Genomic DNA, 20,413 nt, shown 5'->3' on the forward strand with positions numbered 1-20,413 from the left:
TACGGTAACCTTACTCCGGAGTCAGGAATCGGGCGACATGGGGGACGGACATGACGGACCGCTGCGGCACCGGCGTCGAAAGGCAGCCTCTGTGATCGTCCTTGACCGCACCCCGTCCCTCGGCCCCCTGTTCGCCCTCGGCGCGCTGCGGTCACCGTTCAAGCACCCCGCCCCCGACGCCGACCTCCCCCGCACCCGGCTCCTCCTCCCCCACGTCCGTCCCGACCTCGCGAAGCTCGCCGCCTATGAACGCGTCTGCGGGTTCGGTACCGGTGAGGACGGGCTGCCGATCACGTATCCGCATGTGCTCGGGTTCCCGCTGGCCATGCGGCTCATGAGTGCGCGGGAGTTTCCGTTGCCGCTGCTGGGGCTGGTGCACACCTCGATCGAGATCGTGCGGCATGCCGAACTACCCGGGGACGGGACGTACGACATGGCCGTCCACGTGGAGAAGCTGAGCCCGCACCGGCGGGGCACCGAGACCACCGTCGTGACCGCGGTGCGGGCCGGCGAGGACGTCGTATGGGAGTCGCGGAGCACGTATCTGGCGCGGCATCGCACACGGCACACCGGTGAGACGGTCCGGGACGAGCCCGGGCTCCTGCCCGTCGTCGGGGAGTGGCGGATCGCCGGGGACGTCGGCCGGCGGTACGGTGCCGCCTCCGGGGACCGCAACCCCATTCACCTGCACCCGCTCACCGCCCGCCTCTTCGGCTTCCCCCGGGCCATCGCGCACGGCATGTGGACGGTGGCCCGGTGCCTCGCCGCGCACGGGGTGCCGACGGCGGCGCAGGTACGGGCGGAGTTCCGGGCACCGGTGCTACTGCCGGGAACGGTCGAGTACGCCGCCGAGGGCGGTCGCTTTCAATTGCGGAGCGGCGACCGGGTGCATGTGGAGGGCAGCATCAGCCCACGCATTGCCCCGTGATCTACTAAAAACTCACAAAGACTGTGTTTCGCCTTTCTATGCGTATCCTGTCACGCATTTACGAAACCGCAGGTGGCAGCGGTGCCCCAAGATCCCCTCACATCGGACACCCAGCCCGTCCAAGGATCCGTGAAGGATTCCCTAATGCTGCGCCAAGAAAGCGTCCTTAGCCTCTGCTCACTTTTGTGATCCATTGCACGAAGGGCACTGAGCATGCCTCCCAGACGCGTCGCAGTAATCGCCGACTCGGACACCCGCTGGAAATGGGGGGCGTCGGTGGCCCGGCAGATCGCCCCCGAGCACGCGCTGGACGCGTACTTCCTGCGGGGCCGGTCCACCCCCACCGAACGGCAGCTCGCCGAGATCGGTATCGAGCCCGACACCCGGCGCGAGCTGCGTGCCGCCGAACTGGTCGACGACGAGGAGCTGGCGAACGCGGACGTCGTCGTGCTGGCGGTCGTCGGCGGCACGGTCCTGGCACTCGTCCACAGCCTGGGGCTCGCCTGGGAGGGCCGGCTGCACCGGCCGGTCACGGTCAGCGGGTACGTCGGCGTGGTCTACGAGAAGATGGTCGACGGTCTCCTGACCCGCGCCGGCACGGATCTGGTCCTCGCCAACTCCGACCACGACGCCCGCCGGTTCCGCTCCGTCTTCGCGAGCGTGGGCGTCGGCCCCGACTCGGTCGTCGAGTGCGCCCTGCCCTTCCTCGGCGGCGCCCCCTACCGGCCCTCCTCCGACCGCCCGTTCACCGTCACCTTCGCCGCCCAGCCGTCCGTGCCCAAGGACCGCGCGTCCCGGCTCGGGCTCCTGGAGCGGGCCGCCGCCCACGCCCGCCTGCAGCCGGAGCGGCTCGTCCTGGTCAAGCTGCGCAGCCGGCCCGGCGAGCAGACCACGCACGAGGAGCGGGAGCCGTACCAGAAGCTGGTCGAGGCCCTCGCCGAACCCGCGCCCGCCAACCTCCAGCTCGTCTACGGCAACATGGCCGAGGTGCTGGACCGCACCGACCTGCTGGTCACGGTCAGCTCGACGGCCGCGCTGGAGTCGATGCACCGGCGGATACCCACCGCGATCCTCACCGACTTCGGTGTCCGCGAGGCCCACGGCAACCACTACTTCGTGCACTCCGGCTGCCTCGCCTCCTGGGACGACATCGACGCGGGCGCGCTCCCGCAGCCGGACCCGGAATGGGCGGCGGCCCAGGGCATCGGCAGGAGCGACCCGTACACCGCGGCCCGGGCCCGCATCGCCGAGCTGCGCGCAGCCGACCCGCTGCGCCCGTTGCCACCGCTGCGCCCGTACTACACACCGCAGAACGCCGGCATCTACCTCGACGGCATCCTCCGGAACAACGGCTTCGACGAGCGGGGCCGCCCGCTGCCGGTACCGCTGGGCGGCGGCGGCCGGGGACGGGTGAAGAAGGCGGTACGGGCGGTCGCCGGGCGGGGCGCCGGGAAGCTGTACCGCGTGGGCCGTCAGCGGCTCGCGCCCGCCCTGCGCCGCTGGGGTTCCGTCTGACGGTCCGGGCCGGTCACGGCGGGGACCCCGGTCACGGCGCGGACCACGGTCACGGCGGGGACCCCGGTCACGGCGCGGACCACGGCCGGCCCTCCATCAGGTTGCCCAGACCCGCCCAGGCGAAGTTCATCAGGGTCGCCGCCGCCTGACGTGCCGTCACTCCCGGTGTGGCGTTGGCCCAGGCCGCGAGGGACTCGGCGGCGCCCACCAGGGCCTCGGCGAGGCCCGCGACCTCGCCCTCCCCGAGGTCGGGGTCGCGGTGCGCGGCGCGGGCGGCGGTGACGATGAGCTGGGTCACGAACGCGACGATCTCCTCGCGCATCGCCGCGACCTCGGAGGCGAACCGCTCGCCGTGGGTGCGGGCCTGGATGTGCAGCACCGACCAGCCGTCGGGGTGTTCCGCGGTGTACGTGAAGAACGCCCGCAGTCCGTCCCAGAGCTGCCGGTCGGCGGGCAGTTCGCGGTCGACGCCGGTCCGGACCGCCTCGGTCAGGGCTCCGGCCTCGCGGCGGATGCACGCCGCGAACAGGTCTTCCTTCGAGTTGAGGTACAGGTACACCAACGGCTTGGAGACACCGGCGAGTTCGGCGATCTCGTCCATCGACGCGGCCATGTAGCCGCGCTGGCCGAAGGTCCGCACGGCGGCGTCCAGCATCTGCTGCTCACGTACCGCGCGCGGCATCCGCTTGGTCTTGACGGTCCCCATGGGACAAAGCCTAGTTGGGGCCGGGGACCGGGGAGCCGGTCAGGAAGAGGCCTGGGCCTGCCCCGAGGCCTGGGCCTGGGCCTGGGTCTCGGTCTGCGCCTGGACCTGCGCCTGGTCCGCCTCGTCGACCGCCGCGTCCTCCTGGCTGCGGTTGGCCTCGATGTTGGCCTTCATCCGGTCGACCCGCTGCGAGACCTGCACGGAGGCGCGGTCCCGCTCCTTGCGCAGCACGATGAAGCTGATCGGCGCCGACAGGACGAGGGAGAGCAGCAGCACCCAGAAGAAGTTGGAGTCGCCGAAGCCACGCGGGAACGCGCCGGCGTAGACGAGGCCCCAGACGACGAGGAGGCAGCCCGCGAAGATACCGAGGCGCATCAGCGTGTAGCGGAGCATCTCAATCCAGTCTTCCGATGACGAAAAGGGGCACCGTCCAGTGAAGCACGCTGCGGGGCCGATCTTGCACCGGGGTCCGGTCGGGCCGTCAGGTCAGCGGGAGCAGCATGGTGATGTCGTCGCGGTCGTCGCCGGGTGCGACGCGGATCGCGGCGGGGACCCGGCCGACCTCCTTGTATCCGCAGGAGCCGTAGAAATCCTCCAGGCCGAGGCCGCCGCGGCAGGTGAGCCGTATCGCGTCGATGCCGTCGAAGCGGCGGGCCTCGTCGGCGGCGGCCGCGAGCAGGTCCCGCCCGTAGCCCCGGCCCTGGTGCCTCGGGTGCACCATCACCGTGTACAGCCACACCCAGTGCTTCATCAGCCGGTGCGTGTTGAAGGAGAAGAAGGCGGTGGCGGCGACCTCGCCCGCCTCGTCGTGCCCGACGAGGAGGCGGTGCCGGCCCTCGACCATGGCGGTCAGGTGCCGGACCAGCTCCGGCCGGATCTCCTCCGCCGTGACCGGCGCCACGAAACCGACGGCGCCACCGGCGTCGGACACGTCCGTCCACAGGTCGAGGATGCCGTCGCGGAGGGCGGGGGTGATGGCGGGGTCGAGGGTGAAGGTAAGGGGCATGGCGGGATGGTATCTATTACAAGGAGGGGTGTGCGACGACTATTCGCCATGCGGACCGGGGTGCGTTTTCGGGTGCGGGTGAGTGGGGGCTGATCGCGCAGTTCCCCGCGCCCCCAAAAAAGAAGGGGCGCACCTCAGCGCCCCTTCTGTTGCTTTGAGGGGCGCGGGGAACTGCGCGACAAGCCACGACGCACCCGCACCCGAAAACGCACCGTCGGCCCCCTCACACCCGCATCGGCTGCGGGGACTCCCTGCGGGACGGGTCCGGGCCGTCGTACTCGCGGATGATCTCGTAGCGGGTGTTCCGTTCCACCGGGCGGAAGCCCGCGTCGCGGATGAGGTCCAGCAGGTCCTCACGGGTCAGCTTGTTCGGCGTGCCGTAGTTGTCCGCGTCGTGAGTGATCTTGTACTCGACCACCGAGCCGTCCATGTCGTCGGCCCCGTGCTGGAGCGCCAGCTGCGCCGTCTGCACCCCGTGCATGACCCAGAAGACCTTGACGTGCGGGACGTTGTCGAAGAGCAGACGGGAGACCGCGAAGGTCTTCAGGGCCTCCGCGCCGGTCGCCATCTGGGTCCGGGCCTGGAGCCGGTTCCTGACCTTGCCGTCCTTCATGTCCACGAAGTCGTGCTGGTAGCGGAGCGGGATGAAGACCTGGAAGCCGTTCGTCTCGTCCTGCAGTTCGCGCAGGCGCAGGACGTGGTCCACCCGGTGCCGCGGCTCCTCGATGTGGCCGTACAGCATGGTGCACGGGGTCTTCAGACCCTTCTCGTGCGCCAGGCGGTGGATCCGGGACCAGTCCTCCCAGTGGGTGCGGTGGTCCACGATGTGCTGCCGGACCTCCCAGTCGAAGATCTCCGCACCGCCGCCGGTCAGGGACTCCAGCCCCGCGTCGATCAGCTCGTCCAGGATCTCCGACGCCGACAGGCCGCTGATCGTCTCGAAGTGGTGGATCTCCGTGGCCGTGAAGGCCTTCAGCGAGACGTTCGGGAGGGCCGCCTTCAGCTCGCGCAGCGAGCGCGGGTAGTACCGCCACGGCAGGTTCGGGTGCAGGCCGTTGACGATGTGCAGCTCGGTGAGGTTGTCGCCCTCCATCGCCTTGGCGAGCTTCACCGCCTCCTCGATGCGCATCGTGTACGCGTCCTTCTCGCCCGGCTTGCGCTGGAACGAGCAGTACGCGCAGGACGCGGTGCACACGTTCGTCATGTTGAGGTGACGGTTGACGTTGAAGTGGACGACGTCGCCGTTCTTCCGCGTCCGCACCTCGTGGGCGAGGCCGCCGAGCCAGGCGAGGTCGTCCGACTCGTACAGCGCGATGCCGTCCTCGCGGGTCAGCCGCTCACCGGCCCTGACCTTCTCCTCCAGCTCACGCTTGAGCCCGACGTCCATGCCCACACCTCTCTACGACAACTTCGACAACGGTACGCCCCCACCCTTCGGGCGGGAGGTGCCCCCAAACGGCGCTGAACGCGCCTACGCCTCTTCGGGAAGTTCCCCGACCCGGTTCTCCCACTTCGTGGACAGCACGATCGTGGTACGGGTCCGGGAGACGCCCTTCGTCCCGGACAGCCGCCGGATGGTCTTCTCCAGGCCGTCGACGTCCGTCGAGCGCACCTTGAGCATGAAGGAGTCGTCGCCGGCGATGAACCAGCAGTCCTCGATCTCCGGCAGGTCCCGCAGCCGCTGCGCCACGTCCTCGTGGTCGGCCGCGTCGGAGAGGGAGATGCCGATGAGGGCGATGACACCGAGGCCGAGCGAGGCCGCGTTGACGGTGGCGCGGTAGCCGGTGATGACCCCGGCCGCCTCCAGCCGGTTGATGCGGTCGGTGACGCTGGGTCCCGACAGTCCGACGAGGCGGCCCAGCTCCGCGTACGAGGCCCGGCCGTTCTCCCTCAGGGCCTGGATGAGCTGCCTGTCCACGGCGTCCATGCGATCGAAGCCTTCCGCTGAAAGTTCCCGAAGTGGATGAGAGGTGGTGCAGGGGTGGTGCTACTTGTTCGCGCCGCCGAGGTCGCCCTCCCAGCGGCGGTAGAGCCGGTGCCCCACACCGGCCGCGTCCAGCACCCGGCCGGCGACGAAGTCGACCAGGTCCTGAATGTGGGTCGCGCCCGCGTAGAAGGCGGGTGAGGTGGGGACGACGACCGCCCCCAGATCGTCCAGGGTGACCAGATGGCGCAGGGTCTGGCCGTTCAGCGGGGTCTCGCGGACGGCGACCACGAGGGGCCGGCGCTCCTTCAGGGTCACACTGGCCGCCCGCTGGAGCAGGTCCTTGGAGAGGCCGAGCGCGACACCGGCGACGGCGGCGGTGGACGCCGGCACGATCAGCATCCCCTTGGCCGGGTACGACCCGGAGGACGGCCCGGCGGCGAGGTCCCCGGCGCTCCAGTACCGCACCCGCGCGAGGTCCGTCCGGAAGGTCCCCGGCTTGCCGTCGGCCCCCCGTGCCAGCCATTCCCCCAGGTCGTCCCGCCAGTGCGCGTCCCGGAAGGAGATCCCGGTCTCGTCCAGCAGGGTGAGCCGCGAGGCCCGGCTGACCACCAGGTCGACGCTCTCCCCCGCGTCCAGCAGGGCACGCAGCACAGCAGCGGCATACGGCGTTCCGGACGCCCCGGACACCCCCACGATCCAAGGCCCGCGCTGCGTTTCTCCTGCGTTCACATCTTGAGCGTACCGGTGGGAGGAGAAGTGCTCAGGACCGGTGGGGCGCCTTGGGGTCGACGGGAAGACCGGAGGTGGACAGGGTGATCTTGCCGAGGGTCGAGGCGACGATCAGCTCGGGACCGTACGGAATGGTGTCCCGGCCCGCATAGCCATCGGGGCCAGGGTTCCAGAGCGTGACGACATGTCCCTGGAGGGGGTCGAAAATCAGGTAGTTGGCGATACCGCGCGTGGCGTACCAGCGCGATTTGACCTCGTAGTCCCGGCGGATGCTGCCCTTGGACACGACCTCGACCACCAGCTCGATGAGATCGGGCGGGTAAGCACCCTCGTTCTTCGACACCTCCACGGCCGGAATGATCGCCAGGTCGGGGCAGAACTCGTTGTCCTCGTCGAACGGGAAGGCGACATCGCTGGTGAAGCCCCACTCTTCGGCCACCTGCTCGCGGAGGGCGTTCCACACCAGTCGGAGGGTCTCCGCGTGGTGGGGCTTGACCGGACTCATCACGATGTTGCCCTCGACAATCTCCGTGTGATAGCCGGGGAACATATCCTCGAACCGGCTGAGCTGCGAGTGCAGGCGGTCAAGGTCCGAGACGGTCACGGTGGCCTCCCTGGGGTCCTGCCCTCGATGGTAGGCCGCACTGTATTCAGACGCTCAGACCTCGAACCAGAAGATCCAGCAGCGCGCACCCGAACAGGGCAATCCCGATGAACCCGTTGACGCTGAAGAAGGCGCGGTTGAGGCGGGAGAGGTCGTGCGGACGGACGATGGAGTGCTCGTAGGCGAAGGCGCCGGCGACAATGACCAGGCCCAGCCAGAAGAACGCGCCGGCGTCAGTGACGACCGCGTACCAGACGAACAGGCCGGTCACCACCGCATGGCACACCCGCGCCCCCCAGATCGCGGCCGGGATGCCGAAGCGGGCCGGGACCGACATGACGCCGATCTCGCGGTCGGTCTCGACGTCCTGGCAGGCGTAGATCAGGTCGAAGCCGCCGATCCAGATGCCGACCGCGAGGCCGAGGATCACCGCGTCCCAGGACCACTCGCCGGTGATGGCCAGCCAGCCGCCGATCGGACCCATGGCCTGGGCGAGGCCGAGGATGGCCTGGGGGAAGTTCGTGAACCGCTTGCCGTAGGGGTAGACCACCATCGGGATCACGGCGATGGGGGCCAGGGCCAGGCAGAGGGGGTTCAGCAGGGCCGCCGAGCCGAGGAAGACCGCCACCGCGATCAGCGCGCCCGTCCAGGCGTGCTTCACACTCATCGCGCCGGTGACCAGCTCGCGGTGGGCCGTGCGCGGGTTCCGGGCGTCGATCTCGCGGTCGATGATCCGGTTGACGGCCATCGCGAAGGTACGCAGGCCGACCATGCAGATCGTGACGAGGAGCAGCCGCCCCCAGTGGATGTTCCTGTCCAGCTCGAACATCGCGGTCAGCGCCGCGATGTACGCGAAGGGCAGCGCGAAGACCGAGTGCTCGATCATCACCAGCCGCAGGAAGGCCTTGGTGCGTCCCGGCTGCGGGAGTGCTGCGGAGGCGGAGCTCACAGGCCGTACTCCTTCCAGCGGCGGTCGACCTTCGCCGCCGTATCCGGGTCCGACAGGACCATGTCCGGCCAGCCCCCGTCCCTGGTGTAACCCTCCTCGGGCCACTTCTTCGTCGCGTCGATGCCCGCCTTGCCGCCCCAGAACTGCTGGTAGGAGGCGTGGTCGAGGTGGTCGACCGGGCCTTCGACGATGCTCAGGTCGCGGGCGTAGTCGGTGTTGCCGAGGGCCCGCCAGGCGACCTCGTGCAGGTCGTGGACGTCGCAGTCGGAGTCGACGACCACGATCAGCTTGGTGAGGGACATCATGTGCGCCCCCCAGATCGCGTGCATGACCTTCTGCGCGTGCTTCGGGTACTTCTTGTCGATCGAGACGATCGCGCAGTTGTGGAAGCCGCCGGCCTCGGGGAGGTGGTAGTCCACGATGTCCGGGACGATGATCTTCAGAAGGGGGAGGAAGAAGCGCTCGGTGGCGCGGCCGAGGGGGCCGTCCTCCGTGGGCGGGCGGCCGACGACGATCGACTGGAGGAGCGGGCGCTTGCGCATCGTCACGCAGTCGATGGTCAGCGCCGGGAACGGCTCCTGCGGGGTGTAGAAGCCGGTGTGGTCGCCGAAGGGGCCCTCGGGGAGCATCTCGCCCGGCTCCAGCCAGCCCTCCAGGACCACCTCGGCGCCCGCCGGGACCTGGAGCGGAACGGTCTTGCAGTCGACCATCTCGATCCGCTTGCCGGCGATGAACCCGGCGAAGAGGTACTCGTCGATGTCGCCGGGGAGCGGGGCGGTGGAGGCGTAGGTGACGGCGGGCGGGCAGCCGAAGGCGATCGCGACCGGGAGCCGCTCCCCCTTCCGCGCCGCGACCTGGTAGTGGTTGCGGCTGTCCTTGTGGATCTGCCAGTGCATGCCGATGGTGCGCCGGTCGTGGCGCTGGAGCCGGTACAGGCCGAGGTTGCGGATGCCGGTCTCGGGGTCCTTGGTGTGGGTGAGCCCCAGGTTGAAGAAGGAGCCGCCGTCCTGCGGCCAGGTGAACAGCGCCGGGAGCCGGTCCAGGTCGACGTCGTCGCCCGTCAGGACGACCTCCTGGACCGGGGCGTCCCCGGACTTCACCTTCTTCGGCGGTACGTGCGCCATCGCGCCGAGCTTCCCGAACGCCTCGCGCACGCCGACGAACCCGTGCGGCAGCTCGGGGCGGAGCAGCCCGCCGATCTTCTCGGAGATCTCGCCGTACGACTTCAGGTCCAGGGCCTTCAGGAGCCGCCGGTCGGTGCCGAACACGTTCATCGCGAGGGGCATGCTCGACCCCTTCACGTTCTCGAAGAGCAGCGCCGGTCCGCCGGCCTTCTGCACCCGGTCGACGATCTCCCCGACCTCCAGATACGGGTCGACCTCGGCCTTGACACGCTTGAGGTCTCCCTCGCGCTCCAGTGCCCGGAGCAGGGAGCGAAGATCGTCGTAAGCCATGTGTCCCAGTATCGGCCACCCGGGGTCCGGGCCCGGTCACCGCCCCCTGCATACTCGTCGGCCGTGACACGTCATCGCCGGTTACCGCTGCTCGCCCTGCTCGTCGCCCTTCCACTGGCCGCGTGTGCGCCGGCGCGGGAGGCGGGTGCCGCACCCGTCTCCCCGCTGACCCGGGTGCCGGTCGCCGACCGCAAGGCGGCACCCGACCTGACCGGCAGCAGCCTCGACGGCAGGGCGGTCAGCCTCGCCGGGTACCGGGGCAAGGTCGTCGTGCTGAACGTCTGGGCGTCCTGGTGCGGGCCCTGCCGCGCCGAGGCGCCCGAACTGTCCAAGGCGCAACAGGAGTTGGCGGCCGAGGGGGTCCAGGTGCTCGGGGTGGACACGGACGCCCGGCGGGACAGCGGGCGCGCGTTCCAGGAGGAGCACGCCCTGGTGTACCCGAGCCTGCACGACCCCGGCAGCCGCAAGCTGGTCCGGCTGCCGAAGGGGTACCGGCCGCAGGCGCTGCCGTACACCCTCTTCATCGACCGGGACGGGAAGATCGCCGCGAAGTATCTGAGTCAGCTGACGGAGGCCGACGTCCGCAGCATCACCCGGCCGCTGCTGGCGGAGTAGCGCGGCCCCGCTCCGGCTCAGCTCCCCGTGGCGTCCAGGCACTTGGCGCCGCCCCTGATCGGCGCCACCAGGTGGCTGAGGTCCACCAGCACCGCGTCGATGCCGGTCACCGAACCGGCGACGGAGACCTCCACGGCGGGGCTGCGGCCGTAGGTGACGAGCTTCCTGCGGCCGTCGGCGGCCGTCTTCCGCCACACCCAGTCGACGCCGTCCACGCTGACGCACGCGTCCGTGGTCGGCGCCGGCGGGTTCACACCGCAGCGCAGCTCCACCGTTCCGTGCCCCCAGACCGCGAGCCCCGCGTACGACACCCGGTCCCGGACGGTGCCCCCGAGCCGCTCGGGATACCGGTCCGCGAGCCGCCCGCACCCCGGGTCCTTCGCGAACGGCCCCTGCGCCAGCCCGAACACCGGCGAGTCCAGCTCACCGGCGACCAGTCCGGCACCGGCCAGCAGCCCGAACACGGCCAGCCCGACGGCCGCCCTGCTCCTGCGGGACCGCCCGCTCCCCGGCACCCGCTTCCCGCGAGGCCGGGCACCCATGATCATGGCCACCGCCGGTCCCCTCCCCTCATGAGGAGAACCATGATGCCCGGGTACCGATCCGCGGCCCCGGTCACCCGCTAGTCTGGCCGCCATGCTCAGGTATCTGCCCTACTTGCTGGTCCTCGCGCTGTGGATCTACGCCTTCGTGGACTGCCTGAACACCCCCGAGGACGAGGTCCGCGCCCTGCCGAAGCTGGCGTGGGTGTTCGTCATCCTGCTCTTCGGCGAGGTCCTGGTCGGCCCGGTGGCCTGGCTGATCGCGGGCAGGACCCGGCAGCCGCGCGAGCACTGGGTCGCACCGGACGACAACCCGGAGTTCCTGAAGTCCCTCAAGCCGGAGGACCCGCGCACCGACTGATCGGGCGGGATTGTCAGAACGTCCGCACGTGCCGTTGAATAGGCTCGTGTTCTGATATCGGCGGCGACGGGAACTGAAGTTTCCGGTTCCGAATGTGCGAGAGCATCCTCGGTGTTTGCGCAACGGCGCACGGAAGGCGCACCGGTGCACGGCCGTCAGCCACCAAGAGGTCACGCGGAGTACGGCTGATCAGCCTCCCGGACAAAGGACTCCACTGGCGAGCCGGCTGTCATCGACGAACAGACACTCGTGGTTTGGATGGCATTGCTGATGCCTGCCGAGGAGTCACGCAGAGGTCATCGCGCCCTCTCCGATCATCCGGGCACGACATGCTCCCCAGTGCGCCCTTCGCGTGCTTCACATCAAAAGTTTTCGTCATAGGGGCCAGGGAAAATCCCTTCCGGGAAGCGTCGGGGGACGCTTCGGTGCAGTGGAGGACACCATGGCCATGTCGAGCCATATGCGAGAAGCATGCATACTCGGAATCACCACGCTGGCCGCATGCGCCGGCTCGGCCGGACTCACCATGCTGCTCACGAGTCTCCCCGCCATCCAGTCCCCGGCCACCAGCAATGCCGGCCAGGCGTACGGTGCCGCCGCTGCCGCCACTTCCGTCGTGGTCCTCATCTACATAGCGCGCACATTCCGGCACCAGAACGACGAGGCGCGCATGCACCGGGAAGTGCTGGAGGCGCAGACGGCCGAGCTGTGCCTCCAGCGCGAGAGCACCCAGGGCCAGCACAAGACGGTACAGCGCTCGGCGGAGGCGGCGGTGCGCGCACGCCATGTGAAGCTTCTGGAAATGGCCATCAGCGATCCCGCACTAATGAAATGCTGGCCGATCTACGGCATGGCGGACTCGGACGAACTCAGGAAGCAGTATCTCTACTGCAACCTCATAATATCCCACCACTGCATGTGTTACGAGCTCGGATATTTCACCGACGACGAAGTGGAGCAGTCGCTCTACCATGCCTTCAGCAACGAAATAGTGCGGAACTTCTGGGATGCGACGCGACCGGCCCGGACCCGTACGGCCTTACACGGGGGAACCATGCGCAAGTTCTACGACCTGGCGGAACTCGCGTATACGCATCAAGTGGATGATCAGGGCGTGGCTCGATAAGGGATCGCCCGCACGGCCACGCCACCAAGGTCACGCGCCGGGCGGATTCCACCCGGCGCTGATGAGAATCTCACGCGGGACGATGACGAGTTCCTCCCCGTCGCCCACGCCCGAACCAGCGGGCAACGATTCCCGCGTCTCGGGCGATGCCGTCCGCCCGATGAAGGCAACGTCACCCGTCGATGTCGAGAACACCGCTGGACAGTTCTGGTCTCCGAGACAGCTATGCCCCTGAATATCCAGCCGCCTTGTGATTCGCATGTATGTACCCATTCCAGGTTCGTTCGAGGGTATTTCTCTACAAGCACTGACAGCCGACTGTCAAGGCGGACTCCAGAGCCCTCCGCCGAGGCGGTTCGCGATGATACTCAAGTCGACTTACCGACGATCGACCGAGTGCAATTGCCGGAATTTCTCCGTGTTGCCACTCCAGTGTGAGAACGACTGCTCCGATTGACGGCATTCGATTCGAACAGGGCCGCTACAGCAGCGCCTTGACCTGCGCCGCCGTCAAAGCCCGTTGGAACACCTGGACCTGCTTGATCGAGCCGGGGAACCAGTCGGTGGGGCCGGTGGGGCCGGTGGCGCGGCCGATGGTGAGGGGGCCGGGGGCCGCGACGGGGCCGGTGTCGTTGATGCCGGCCTCCTGGGTGCCGCCGACGTACAGGACGAGCTGGTTGCGCAGGCCCTCGTAGACGCCGACCAGGTGGGTCCAGGTCCCGGGTTCGGGGACGCTGTACGACAGGGCGCGCAGGCCGGGGCGGGCGAAGGCCCAGCGGTTCTCGGCGGGCGAGTACTGGAGGTAGAAGCCGCTCGCGTCGCCCGCGTCCTGGGCGACGGCGGTGGCGAAGGACGCCGGCCGGCCGCTCAGGCACACCCATGCCGAGACGGTGAAGCCGCGGCCCCTGCCGGTGCGGAGCACCTGCCCCCGGGTCACGATCTGGCTGGATCCGCCGTCGAACAGGGCGGTCCCGTCCTGGCCCCGGCCCCAGCCGACCGCGGTCGCGGTGCCGTCGTAGCGGCCGGTGTCGTCGGCGGCGACCGTCCCGGAGGTCTCGTCCAGCGGCCAGGCGGCGAGCGGAGAGGGCACGGAGACGGCGCCCGTGCCGGTGGAGCGCCGCGCGGAGCTCCCGTTCCCGGCCCGGCTGAGGACGTGTGCGACCGGTACGGCCCCGAGCGCGGCGACCGCGAGGACTCCCCCGGAGACGAGCAGCGCGCGGCGGCGCACGCCGTCCGGCGGGACGGGCGACGCCGACGGGGGCGGCGGTGCCGGGTCGAGCCGGGTGACCGGGCGGGTGGCGGCGGGTGCGGGGGCCGGGTCCGCGAGGCCGGCCCGGGGGTCCGCCGCCGGTCGGGCGAGGAGGGCGGTGGTGTCGGCGGCGGGGGCGATCCGGGCCAGGATCTCGCGCGGGGTGGGCCGGTCGGCCGGGTCCTTCGCCAGGCAGTGGGCGATGAGGGCGGCGAGGTCCGGATCGGTGACGGCGCCGATGTCGGGTTCGTCGTGCACCACCCGGTAGAGCAGGGCGGGGGTCGGCCCGTCGCCGAAGGGGTTGCCGCCGGTGGCCGCGTAGGTGAGGACCGCGCCGAGCGCGAACACGTCGCTCGCGCCGGTCACTTCGCCGCCCGCGACCTGCTCCGGCGACATGAACCCGGGCGAGCCGACCATGAGCCCGGCCCGCGTGATGGTGGCCGACTCGACGCTGCGGGCGATGCCGAAGTCGATGACCCGCGGCCCGTCCTCGGCGAGCAGCACGTTCGACGGCTTGAGATCCCGGTGCACCAGCTGCGCCGCGTGGATGGAGGTGAGCGCCTCGGCCAGCCCCGCGGCGAGTGCGAGCACGCTCGCGGCGGGCAGCGGCCCCTGTTCGGCCACCGCCTCCTGCAAGGAGGGCCCGGCGATGTAGCTGGTGACCAGCCACGGCAGCGGGGCGTCCGGATCGGCGTCCACGACGGGCGCCGTGAACGCGCCGCTGACCTTGCCCGCGGCCTCCACCTCGCGGCGGAAACGGGACCGGAACTCCGGCTGGCCCGCGACCAGTTCGGCGTGGACGACCTTCACGGCGACGGCCCGGCCGCCCGGCGAGCGCCCGAGGTACACCCGGCCCATCCCGCCCGCGCCGAGCCGCCTCAGCAGCTGGTACTCCCCGACGGAGCGCGGATCGCCCGGCTCCAGAGCTGCCACGATCCCTCCCGTGCCACGTGCTCCCCAAGACGCGGTCAGCATAGGACCGGGACGCGCGGCGAATGACCAATTCCCGCCCCTGTACGGCAAGTTGCCCTCCGGTCTGCCCTTCAGGACCCCACCCGGCTACAAATCGCACCATTTAACACGCATTGGTGAAAACATGGCGTAAGTGCGTGATGCCTGGTTCGCGCGCGAAGGATCTTCCCGGAACCGTTGCCGGCAGCGTGGAAGGGGATCTCTGTGGCCGACAGCAAGGTCGAGAAGGCGAGGCGGGCCGCCGGGTCGTTCGGACTCGTGACCCCGGTGGGCGGACGGGCGGCCGCACCGGCGCCCCCGGCCGACGAGGAGTGGGAGCTGCCCGGCGGCAGGGCCCGGGTGTACTACGGGGCGGGCCCCAAGGGCATGGTCCGGCCGGTCGTGCTGGCCGACGGGTTCGACCTCGGGCCGACCGACTTCGACCGGCTCTGGAACGGCATGGAGAACGGCCCGTTCCCGTTCGTCAGCGAACTGCGGCGCCGCGGACGCACGTTGATCCTCGTCGGGTTCGCCGAGCGCAGCGCGTCGATCCTGCGGAACGCCCGGACCATGACCGCCGCGATCACGCGGACCGTCGCCGAACAGCTGGGCGGCGCCCGGCTCCTGGTCGGCGGGTTCGGCACGGGCGGCCTCGTCGCCCGGTACGCGCTGGCCCTGATGGAGACGCAGCGCCTCGATCACCGGACCGGCGTCTACCTCTCGTTCGACAGCCCGCACCGGGGCGCCTGGCTGCCGATCGGCCTCCAGGCGTTCGCCCACCACCTCGCCCCGTACGACGACACCTACCTCCGGCAGATCAGCAGTCCCGCCGCCCGGCAGCTCCTCTGGCGCCACCTCGACGGCATCGACGGCACCCCCGCGGAGAGCCCGCTGCGGACCGAGTTCAGGCGGCGGCTGAACGACGTCGGCGACTGGCCCCGCATCCCCCGCGTGCTCGCCGTGTCCAGCGGCCGCGGCGACGGGACCGGCAACGGCGTCCGCGCCGGGGCGAAGACGCTCAGCTGCACCGGGCCGCTCTTCGACGGCGCCCGCTTCCTCGCCCAGGCGCAGGGCGAGAAGGCGGAGGTGGCCGTGGTGGACGGCGTGCTCGGCGGGCCGCACCCGATCACCACGAGCGGCTTCCCCGAACTCGACGGCGCGCCGGGCGGCACCCTCGAGTCCTTCGGTCTCCTCGCCGACGCGCTCGCGGCGGCCGGCGAGAACACCGACATCGCGCACCGGAGCGTGTGCTTCGTCCCGTCCGTCAGCGCGGTCTCCATCCGCGACCTGGACCAGCAGGACGACCTGTACGCCGACATCGGCAACCTCCCGCCGGAGGACTCGGACGCCGACGACTTCCTGCTCTCCTCGGGCAACGACGCACACGCCCTGATGACCGGGGAACTCGGCAGCTGGGTCCTGGACCGGCTTCCCGACTGAAGCCCCGTCGCCACTGAAGCCCCGTCGCCGCCGAAGCCCCGTCGGCGCCCCGTCCGAACGCGGCGCTCAGCAGGGCGCGTCGGGAAGGTGGTCCCTCGCCCACTCCCCGAGCGTCTTCAGCGACGGTTCCAGCGCGGCCCCCGCGGCCGTCAGGCGGTACGCGACCCGCAGCGGCGGCCCCTCGTCGACCTCGCGCACCAGGAGCCCCGCGGCACCGAGTTCGGTGAGCCGGTCGGAGAGCATGCGCTCGCTGATGCCGGGGATGGCCCGGCGCAGGTTGGCGAAGTGCGTGGGCTGGTCCATCAGGACGGACAGGATCGGGCCGTTCCAGCGCTTGCCGAGCACTTGGAAGACGCGCGTGATGCCGGCGTCCACACCTGCGCACGCCTCCGGGTCATGAGCCTGCTCCACCGCCATGGGATCAGGGTACCGCCCCACCACGGGTGGGGGCTGAAAAAAAGTAAGCACCTGTGTTATCTATAGCTGAGTACGAATTCTCAGCCCCCTCGGCCCTGCCCTGGGCCCGTGTATCCGGAGACATCTCATGGCCACCCTTCTCCACATCGACTCGTCCCTCCTCCCCGGCGGGGCCTCCTCGTCCCGTGCCGTCACCGACGCCTTCCGCACGGCCTGGCTGGCACAGCACCCCGACGGCACCGTGATCTACCGCGACCTGGCGGCGGACCCGGTGCCGCACCTCAACGCGGCCGCCCACACCGCCGCCTTCGCCGACCCCGCCGCGCACACCCCCGAGCAGGCCGACGCCTTCGCGGCCCGGGTGCGGCTGATCGAGGAGTTGGAGCAGGCGGACGCGGTGCTCATAGGCGCCCCGATGTACAACTTCACGATCCCGTCGACGCTGAAGGCGTGGCTGGACAACGTGGTCCTGTTCAACCGCACGATGGGCGAGAACCCCTCCGCCAAGGGCACCCCGGTCACCGTGGTGGCCAGCCGCGGCGGCTCGTACGCGCCGGGCACCCCGCGGGAGCCGTTCGAGTACGTCCAGAACTACCTGACCGCGCTGCTCGGCGAAGGCCTCGGCCTGGAGGTCGACTTCATCGTGCCGGAGCTGACCATGGCCCCGCAGAACCCGGCGATGGCCGAGCTCGTGCCGCTCTACGAGGCCTCCCGCGACCGCGCCCTCCAGGACGCGGCCAGCAAGGCGAAGGAGCTGGCGGACCGCCTCGCCGCGTAACTGCACCCACCGGCCTCCGGCCCCCGTTCCGGGGGCCGATTGCGCCGATCGGCCCAGCAGCGGATGCGGGCCCGGTGGCGGACGGTTGTTATGGACGGGTTCGCACCCCCTATCAGGAGGCTTTCATGCGCATCCGTGCTCTCGCCGCCACCGGCGCCATCGCCGCCACCCTCGTCCTCACCGGCACCACCGCCGCCTACGCCGACGGCCACGGTGGCGGCGCCACCGCCCACGCCGCCGCGATCGGCAGCCCCGGCGTACTGTCGGGCAACGTCGTCCAGGTACCGATCAACATCCCGATCAACGTGTGCGGCAACAGCATCAACCTCATCGCCCTGTTCAACGCGACCGGCGGCAACGTCTGCATCAACCGCTGACGGACCCCGTCAGCTCCTGACCCGCCTGTTCGAGGGAACTTCCGGAGGCCTCCGAGCCTCCGGAACTCCCCGACTGCGTGCAGGTTGTACGCCGGTGAGCCGCCCGAAGCGGACAGTGCGCCCCTGGGCCGCACCGGGAGCGATCCCGACACTTACCTCGTATGACGACTGCTCCCGCCGGTTCCACCACCAGCATCGCGCCCGAGTACGGCGACCGGGTCATCGCCGTGGAGGCGGCGGGCTCGGAACCGATTCCCGACGCCGAACGCCACGGCAGCCCGCTCCAGTTGCTGTGGACCTGGGCCTCTCCCAACATCGAGTTCGCGACCGTCTACATCGGCGTGATCGCGGTCCTCTTCTTCGGCCTGGACTTCTGGACGGCGACCGCCGCGATCCTGCTGGGCACCGCGCTCGGCGCGGTCACCCAGGGCGTGCTGTCCCTGGACGGGCCGCGGTTCGGCGTCCCGCAGATGGTGATCGGCCGCTTCTCCTTCGGCTTCCTCGGCAACATCCTGCCCTCCGCCGCCAACGGCCTGCTCGCGGGCGTCGGCTGGTTCGCCGTGAACAGCGTGAGCGCGGCCTTCGCCCTGAACACACTGACCGGCCTGCGCCCCCTGCCCTCCCTTCTCCTCGTCGTGGTCGCCGAGATCCTCATCGGCTTCATCGGCCACAACTTCGTGCACACCTTCGAGAAGTACGCGTTCCCGGCGCTCGCGGTGGTCTTCCTGCTGGCCGGGGTGTGGACCTTCAAGGACGCGGACCTCGGCGGGGGCGGCTCGGGCGGCGGCATCGGCGGCTTCCTGCTCGCGTTCAGCGCGGCCTGGGGCTACGCGGCCGGCTGGAACCCGTACGCCACCGACTACTCCCGCTACCTGCCGCGCACCGCGAACAAGGCGAAGACCGTCCTGTGGCCGGCCGTCGGCCTGTTCGTGTCGGTCTCGATCGTCGCCGTCATCGGCGCGGCCTCGGCGACCATCATCGCCCCGAAGGACGCCACCCCGACGGCCGCCTTCACCGGCCACCTCCCCGGCTGGCTCGGTGACCTCGTCCTGCTCGCCATCATGCTCGGCGGCGTCTCGGCGAACGCCCTCAACGTGTACTCCGGCGCGATCTCCATCGCCTCCTTCGGCCTGAAGCTCCCCACCTGGCTGAGCCGCAGCGCCCTGGTCGTGGTGTCGGGCATCGTCGGCACGGCGGCCGCCTGGGCCTCGCTGGACGACGCGGGCGCGGCCTACGAGGCGTTCCTGCTCGTCATCGCCTACTGGGTGGCGCCCTGGCTGGGGGTCGTCCTGGTGGAGCGGTGGCTCCAGGGCCGTACGGCGACGGACGAGGAACTCTCCGCCCGCCTGGCCGACCGCTCCTTCACCAACTGGCCCGGCCTCGCCGCCCTCCTGATCGGCGTCGCGGTCTCCGTCCCGCTCTTCTCCAACCAGGAGGACTACGTGGGCTGGGTGCCGAAGCACCACCCCGCCTTCGGCGACATCACGCCGGTCGTCGGCTTCGCGGTGAGCGCGCTGCTGTACGCGGCGCTGCGACGGCGCTCCCGGACCGCTTAGACAACGGGGCGAGGGGGGCGCCCGACCAATGTTGCGAGGGTCCACCGACGGGTGTTGCATGGCAAGCAGAGGCGCCGGCGCGCCTCTGCGCAGCCCCATCCGTGTTCTGCCGGTGCCACCTCGAAACAGGGAGATTCACCGATGGAAACGCACGGGTCCATGCACAACCGTCGTCAGTTCCTCGGTGCCGCCGCCACAGCAGCCGTGGCGGGCCGGTTCGGCATCAGGGGACGTACCCGGGCGGGAGCTCACAGCACGGCCGGTTCCCCGGCCCCGCCATCGTTCGGTCCGGTGAAGCAGGTCAACGCCGGTGAACTGAACGTGGGGTACGTCGAAGCCGGACCGGCGAACGGCCAGCCGGTCATCCTCATGCACGGCTGGCCCTACGACATCCACAGCTACGAAGCGGTCACGCCACTGCTCGCAGCGAAGGGATACCGGGTGGTCGTCCCCTATCTGCGCGGCCACGGCAGCACGCGGTTCCTCTCGGCCAGAACACCCAGGAACGCCCAGCAGTCGGCGTTCGCCGTCGACATCGTCGCCCTGATGGACGCCCTCAGGACAGAGAGACCCATTCTCGCCGGATACGACTGGGGATCTCGGACGGGCGACATCATAGCGGCGCTCTGGCCGGAACGCTGTAAAGGGCTGGTCTCCGTGACCGGATATCTGATAGCGAACGTCGAGGCCAACAAAATGCCGTCGCCTCCGAAGAGCGAATGGGCATGGTGGTATCAGTACTACTTCGCCACCGAAAGAGGCGTGCGCGGCCTCGACAGGTACCGACGCGATCTGGCCGAACTGGTCTGGAAGTTCAACTCTCCGACATGGCGTTTCGACAACGCGACATTCGATCGCACGGCAGCGGCTTTCGACAACGCGGATTACGTCGGTATCGTGATCGACAATTACCGCTGGCGGCTTGGTCTCGCAAAAGGTGAGCCCCGGTATGACGATCTCGAAAAGCGCCTCGCCGCAGCACCGGTCATCAAAGTGCCGACGATCACCATCGACGGAAAGCACGACCCGTTCACGCCTCCGGGAAACGGATCGGCCTATCGCGACAGGTTCGGAGGCGCATATGAGCACCGGACCCTGGACGTGGGACACAACGTTCCGCAGGAGGACCCGAGGGGCTTTGCCGAGGCTGTCGTGGCAGTCAACGGGTTCTGACCGGGCCGGG

The 20,413-nt window shown here is 70.0% G+C and carries 22 protein-coding genes; 10 read left to right on the top strand and 12 right to left on the bottom strand.

Features of this window, described 5'->3' with window-relative positions; all coding sequences use genetic code 11:
• The first annotated feature begins 37 nt into the window (after nt 1-37).
• Both ACFWPQ_RS14010 and ACFWPQ_RS14015 read left to right on the top strand, forming a co-directional pair.
• Complete coding sequence (locus tag ACFWPQ_RS14010) at nt 38-928, top strand: MaoC family dehydratase (RefSeq protein WP_384033036.1); 891 nt, start codon at nt 38-40, stop codon at nt 926-928.
• Nucleotides 929-1,141: 213 nt separating this feature from the next.
• Nucleotides 1,142-2,443: a DUF6716 putative glycosyltransferase gene (locus tag ACFWPQ_RS14015; protein ID WP_384033039.1), complete on the top strand. Its 1,302-nt coding sequence runs from the start codon at nt 1,142-1,144 to the stop codon at nt 2,441-2,443.
• A 67-nt stretch (nt 2,444-2,510) separates the two neighbouring features.
• On the opposite strand, the gene ACFWPQ_RS14020 is transcribed toward ACFWPQ_RS14015, so the two are convergent.
• The 9 genes from ACFWPQ_RS14020 to ACFWPQ_RS14060 form a co-directional block, all read right to left on the bottom strand.
• The gene (locus tag ACFWPQ_RS14020) at nt 2,511-3,149 is read right to left on the bottom strand and encodes a TetR/AcrR family transcriptional regulator (protein WP_384033042.1); all 639 of its coding nucleotides are present in this window, start codon (nt 3,147-3,149) and stop codon (nt 2,511-2,513) included.
• Nucleotides 3,150-3,188: 39 nt separating this feature from the next.
• Nucleotides 3,189-3,542, bottom strand: a complete 354-nt coding sequence (locus tag ACFWPQ_RS14025; RefSeq protein ID WP_384033044.1) for a DUF4229 domain-containing protein — start codon at nt 3,540-3,542, stop codon at nt 3,189-3,191.
• Between the two features lie 88 nt (nt 3,543-3,630).
• Nucleotides 3,631-4,155 carry a GNAT family N-acetyltransferase gene (locus ACFWPQ_RS14030; protein ID WP_384033046.1) on the bottom strand — a complete coding sequence of 175 codons (525 nt, stop codon included), beginning with the start codon at nt 4,153-4,155 and terminating at the stop codon, nt 3,631-3,633.
• A 223-nt stretch (nt 4,156-4,378) separates the two neighbouring features.
• A complete protein-coding gene (gene mqnE / locus ACFWPQ_RS14035; RefSeq protein ID WP_384033049.1) occupies nt 4,379-5,542 on the bottom strand; it encodes an aminofutalosine synthase MqnE in 1,164 nt (387 codons plus the stop codon).
• Between the two features lie 84 nt (nt 5,543-5,626).
• Nucleotides 5,627-6,082 (bottom strand): Lrp/AsnC family transcriptional regulator, encoded by a 456-nt coding sequence (locus tag ACFWPQ_RS14040; RefSeq protein ID WP_089099612.1) that lies wholly within the window; start codon nt 6,080-6,082, stop codon nt 5,627-5,629.
• A gap of 60 nt (nt 6,083-6,142) precedes the next feature.
• On the bottom strand, nt 6,143-6,811 hold the full coding sequence (locus ACFWPQ_RS14045; protein WP_384033053.1) for a UbiX family flavin prenyltransferase: 669 nt from the start codon (nt 6,809-6,811) through the stop codon (nt 6,143-6,145).
• Between the two features lie 31 nt (nt 6,812-6,842).
• Nucleotides 6,843-7,415, bottom strand: a complete 573-nt coding sequence (locus tag ACFWPQ_RS14050) for a Uma2 family endonuclease (RefSeq protein WP_384033056.1) — start codon at nt 7,413-7,415, stop codon at nt 6,843-6,845.
• Between the two features lie 46 nt (nt 7,416-7,461).
• Complete coding sequence (gene mqnP / locus ACFWPQ_RS14055) at nt 7,462-8,364, bottom strand: menaquinone biosynthesis prenyltransferase MqnP (protein ID WP_384033059.1); 903 nt, start codon at nt 8,362-8,364, stop codon at nt 7,462-7,464.
• Nucleotides 8,361-9,818 carry a menaquinone biosynthesis decarboxylase gene (locus tag ACFWPQ_RS14060; protein WP_384033062.1) on the bottom strand — a complete coding sequence of 486 codons (1,458 nt, stop codon included), beginning with the start codon at nt 9,816-9,818 and terminating at the stop codon, nt 8,361-8,363. Before ACFWPQ_RS14060 ends, mqnP begins: the two co-directional genes overlap by 4 nt.
• Before the next feature lie 63 nt (nt 9,819-9,881).
• Between ACFWPQ_RS14060 and ACFWPQ_RS14065 the strand changes: the two genes are divergently transcribed.
• Nucleotides 9,882-10,433: a TlpA family protein disulfide reductase gene (locus ACFWPQ_RS14065; RefSeq protein ID WP_384033065.1), complete on the top strand. Its 552-nt coding sequence runs from the start codon at nt 9,882-9,884 to the stop codon at nt 10,431-10,433.
• A gap of 17 nt (nt 10,434-10,450) precedes the next feature.
• Here ACFWPQ_RS14065 and ACFWPQ_RS14070 read toward each other — a convergent pair whose 3' ends face one another.
• A complete protein-coding gene (locus ACFWPQ_RS14070) occupies nt 10,451-10,981 on the bottom strand; it encodes a DUF3515 family protein (protein WP_384033233.1) in 531 nt (176 codons plus the stop codon).
• Nucleotides 10,982-11,069: 88 nt separating this feature from the next.
• Here ACFWPQ_RS14070 and ACFWPQ_RS14075 point away from each other — a divergent pair, with 88 nt between their 5' ends.
• Both ACFWPQ_RS14075 and ACFWPQ_RS14080 read left to right on the top strand, forming a co-directional pair.
• Nucleotides 11,070-11,336, top strand: coding sequence for a PLD nuclease N-terminal domain-containing protein (locus ACFWPQ_RS14075; RefSeq protein ID WP_383720820.1), 267 nt, complete (start codon nt 11,070-11,072; stop codon nt 11,334-11,336).
• Nucleotides 11,337-11,778: 442 nt separating this feature from the next.
• Complete coding sequence (locus ACFWPQ_RS14080) at nt 11,779-12,462, top strand: DUF6082 family protein (RefSeq protein ID WP_384033068.1); 684 nt, start codon at nt 11,779-11,781, stop codon at nt 12,460-12,462.
• Between the two features lie 481 nt (nt 12,463-12,943).
• Here the strand turns inward: ACFWPQ_RS14080 and ACFWPQ_RS14085 are convergent, their stop codons facing one another.
• Nucleotides 12,944-14,644, bottom strand: coding sequence for a protein kinase (locus tag ACFWPQ_RS14085; protein ID WP_384033071.1), 1,701 nt, complete (start codon nt 14,642-14,644; stop codon nt 12,944-12,946).
• 243 nt (nt 14,645-14,887) lie between these two features.
• Here ACFWPQ_RS14085 and ACFWPQ_RS14090 point away from each other — a divergent pair, with 243 nt between their 5' ends.
• Entirely contained in the window at nt 14,888-16,102 is a 1,215-nt protein-coding gene (locus tag ACFWPQ_RS14090; protein ID WP_384033074.1) for an esterase/lipase family protein, read from the top strand.
• 66 nt (nt 16,103-16,168) lie between these two features.
• On the opposite strand, the gene ACFWPQ_RS14095 is transcribed toward ACFWPQ_RS14090, so the two are convergent.
• Nucleotides 16,169-16,519: a winged helix-turn-helix transcriptional regulator gene (locus ACFWPQ_RS14095; protein ID WP_384033077.1), complete on the bottom strand. Its 351-nt coding sequence runs from the start codon at nt 16,517-16,519 to the stop codon at nt 16,169-16,171.
• Between the two features lie 127 nt (nt 16,520-16,646).
• On the opposite strand from ACFWPQ_RS14095, the gene ACFWPQ_RS14100 reads away from it, so the two are divergent.
• From ACFWPQ_RS14100 to ACFWPQ_RS14115, 4 genes are all read left to right on the top strand, one after another.
• On the top strand, nt 16,647-17,297 hold the full coding sequence (locus tag ACFWPQ_RS14100; RefSeq protein ID WP_384033080.1) for an FMN-dependent NADH-azoreductase: 651 nt from the start codon (nt 16,647-16,649) through the stop codon (nt 17,295-17,297).
• Nucleotides 17,298-17,422: 125 nt separating this feature from the next.
• Complete coding sequence (locus tag ACFWPQ_RS14105) at nt 17,423-17,674, top strand: chaplin (protein ID WP_384033083.1); 252 nt, start codon at nt 17,423-17,425, stop codon at nt 17,672-17,674.
• Nucleotides 17,675-17,835: 161 nt separating this feature from the next.
• On the top strand, nt 17,836-19,230 hold the full coding sequence (locus tag ACFWPQ_RS14110) for a purine-cytosine permease family protein (protein WP_384033086.1): 1,395 nt from the start codon (nt 17,836-17,838) through the stop codon (nt 19,228-19,230).
• 159 nt (nt 19,231-19,389) lie between these two features.
• On the top strand, nt 19,390-20,403 hold the full coding sequence (locus tag ACFWPQ_RS14115; RefSeq protein WP_384033236.1) for an alpha/beta fold hydrolase: 1,014 nt from the start codon (nt 19,390-19,392) through the stop codon (nt 20,401-20,403).
• Nucleotides 20,404-20,413 lie beyond the last annotated feature (10 nt).

It is taken from the genome of Streptomyces sp. NPDC058464, from assembly GCF_042721035.1.
Lineage (GTDB): Bacteria > Actinomycetota > Actinomycetes > Streptomycetales > Streptomycetaceae > Streptomyces.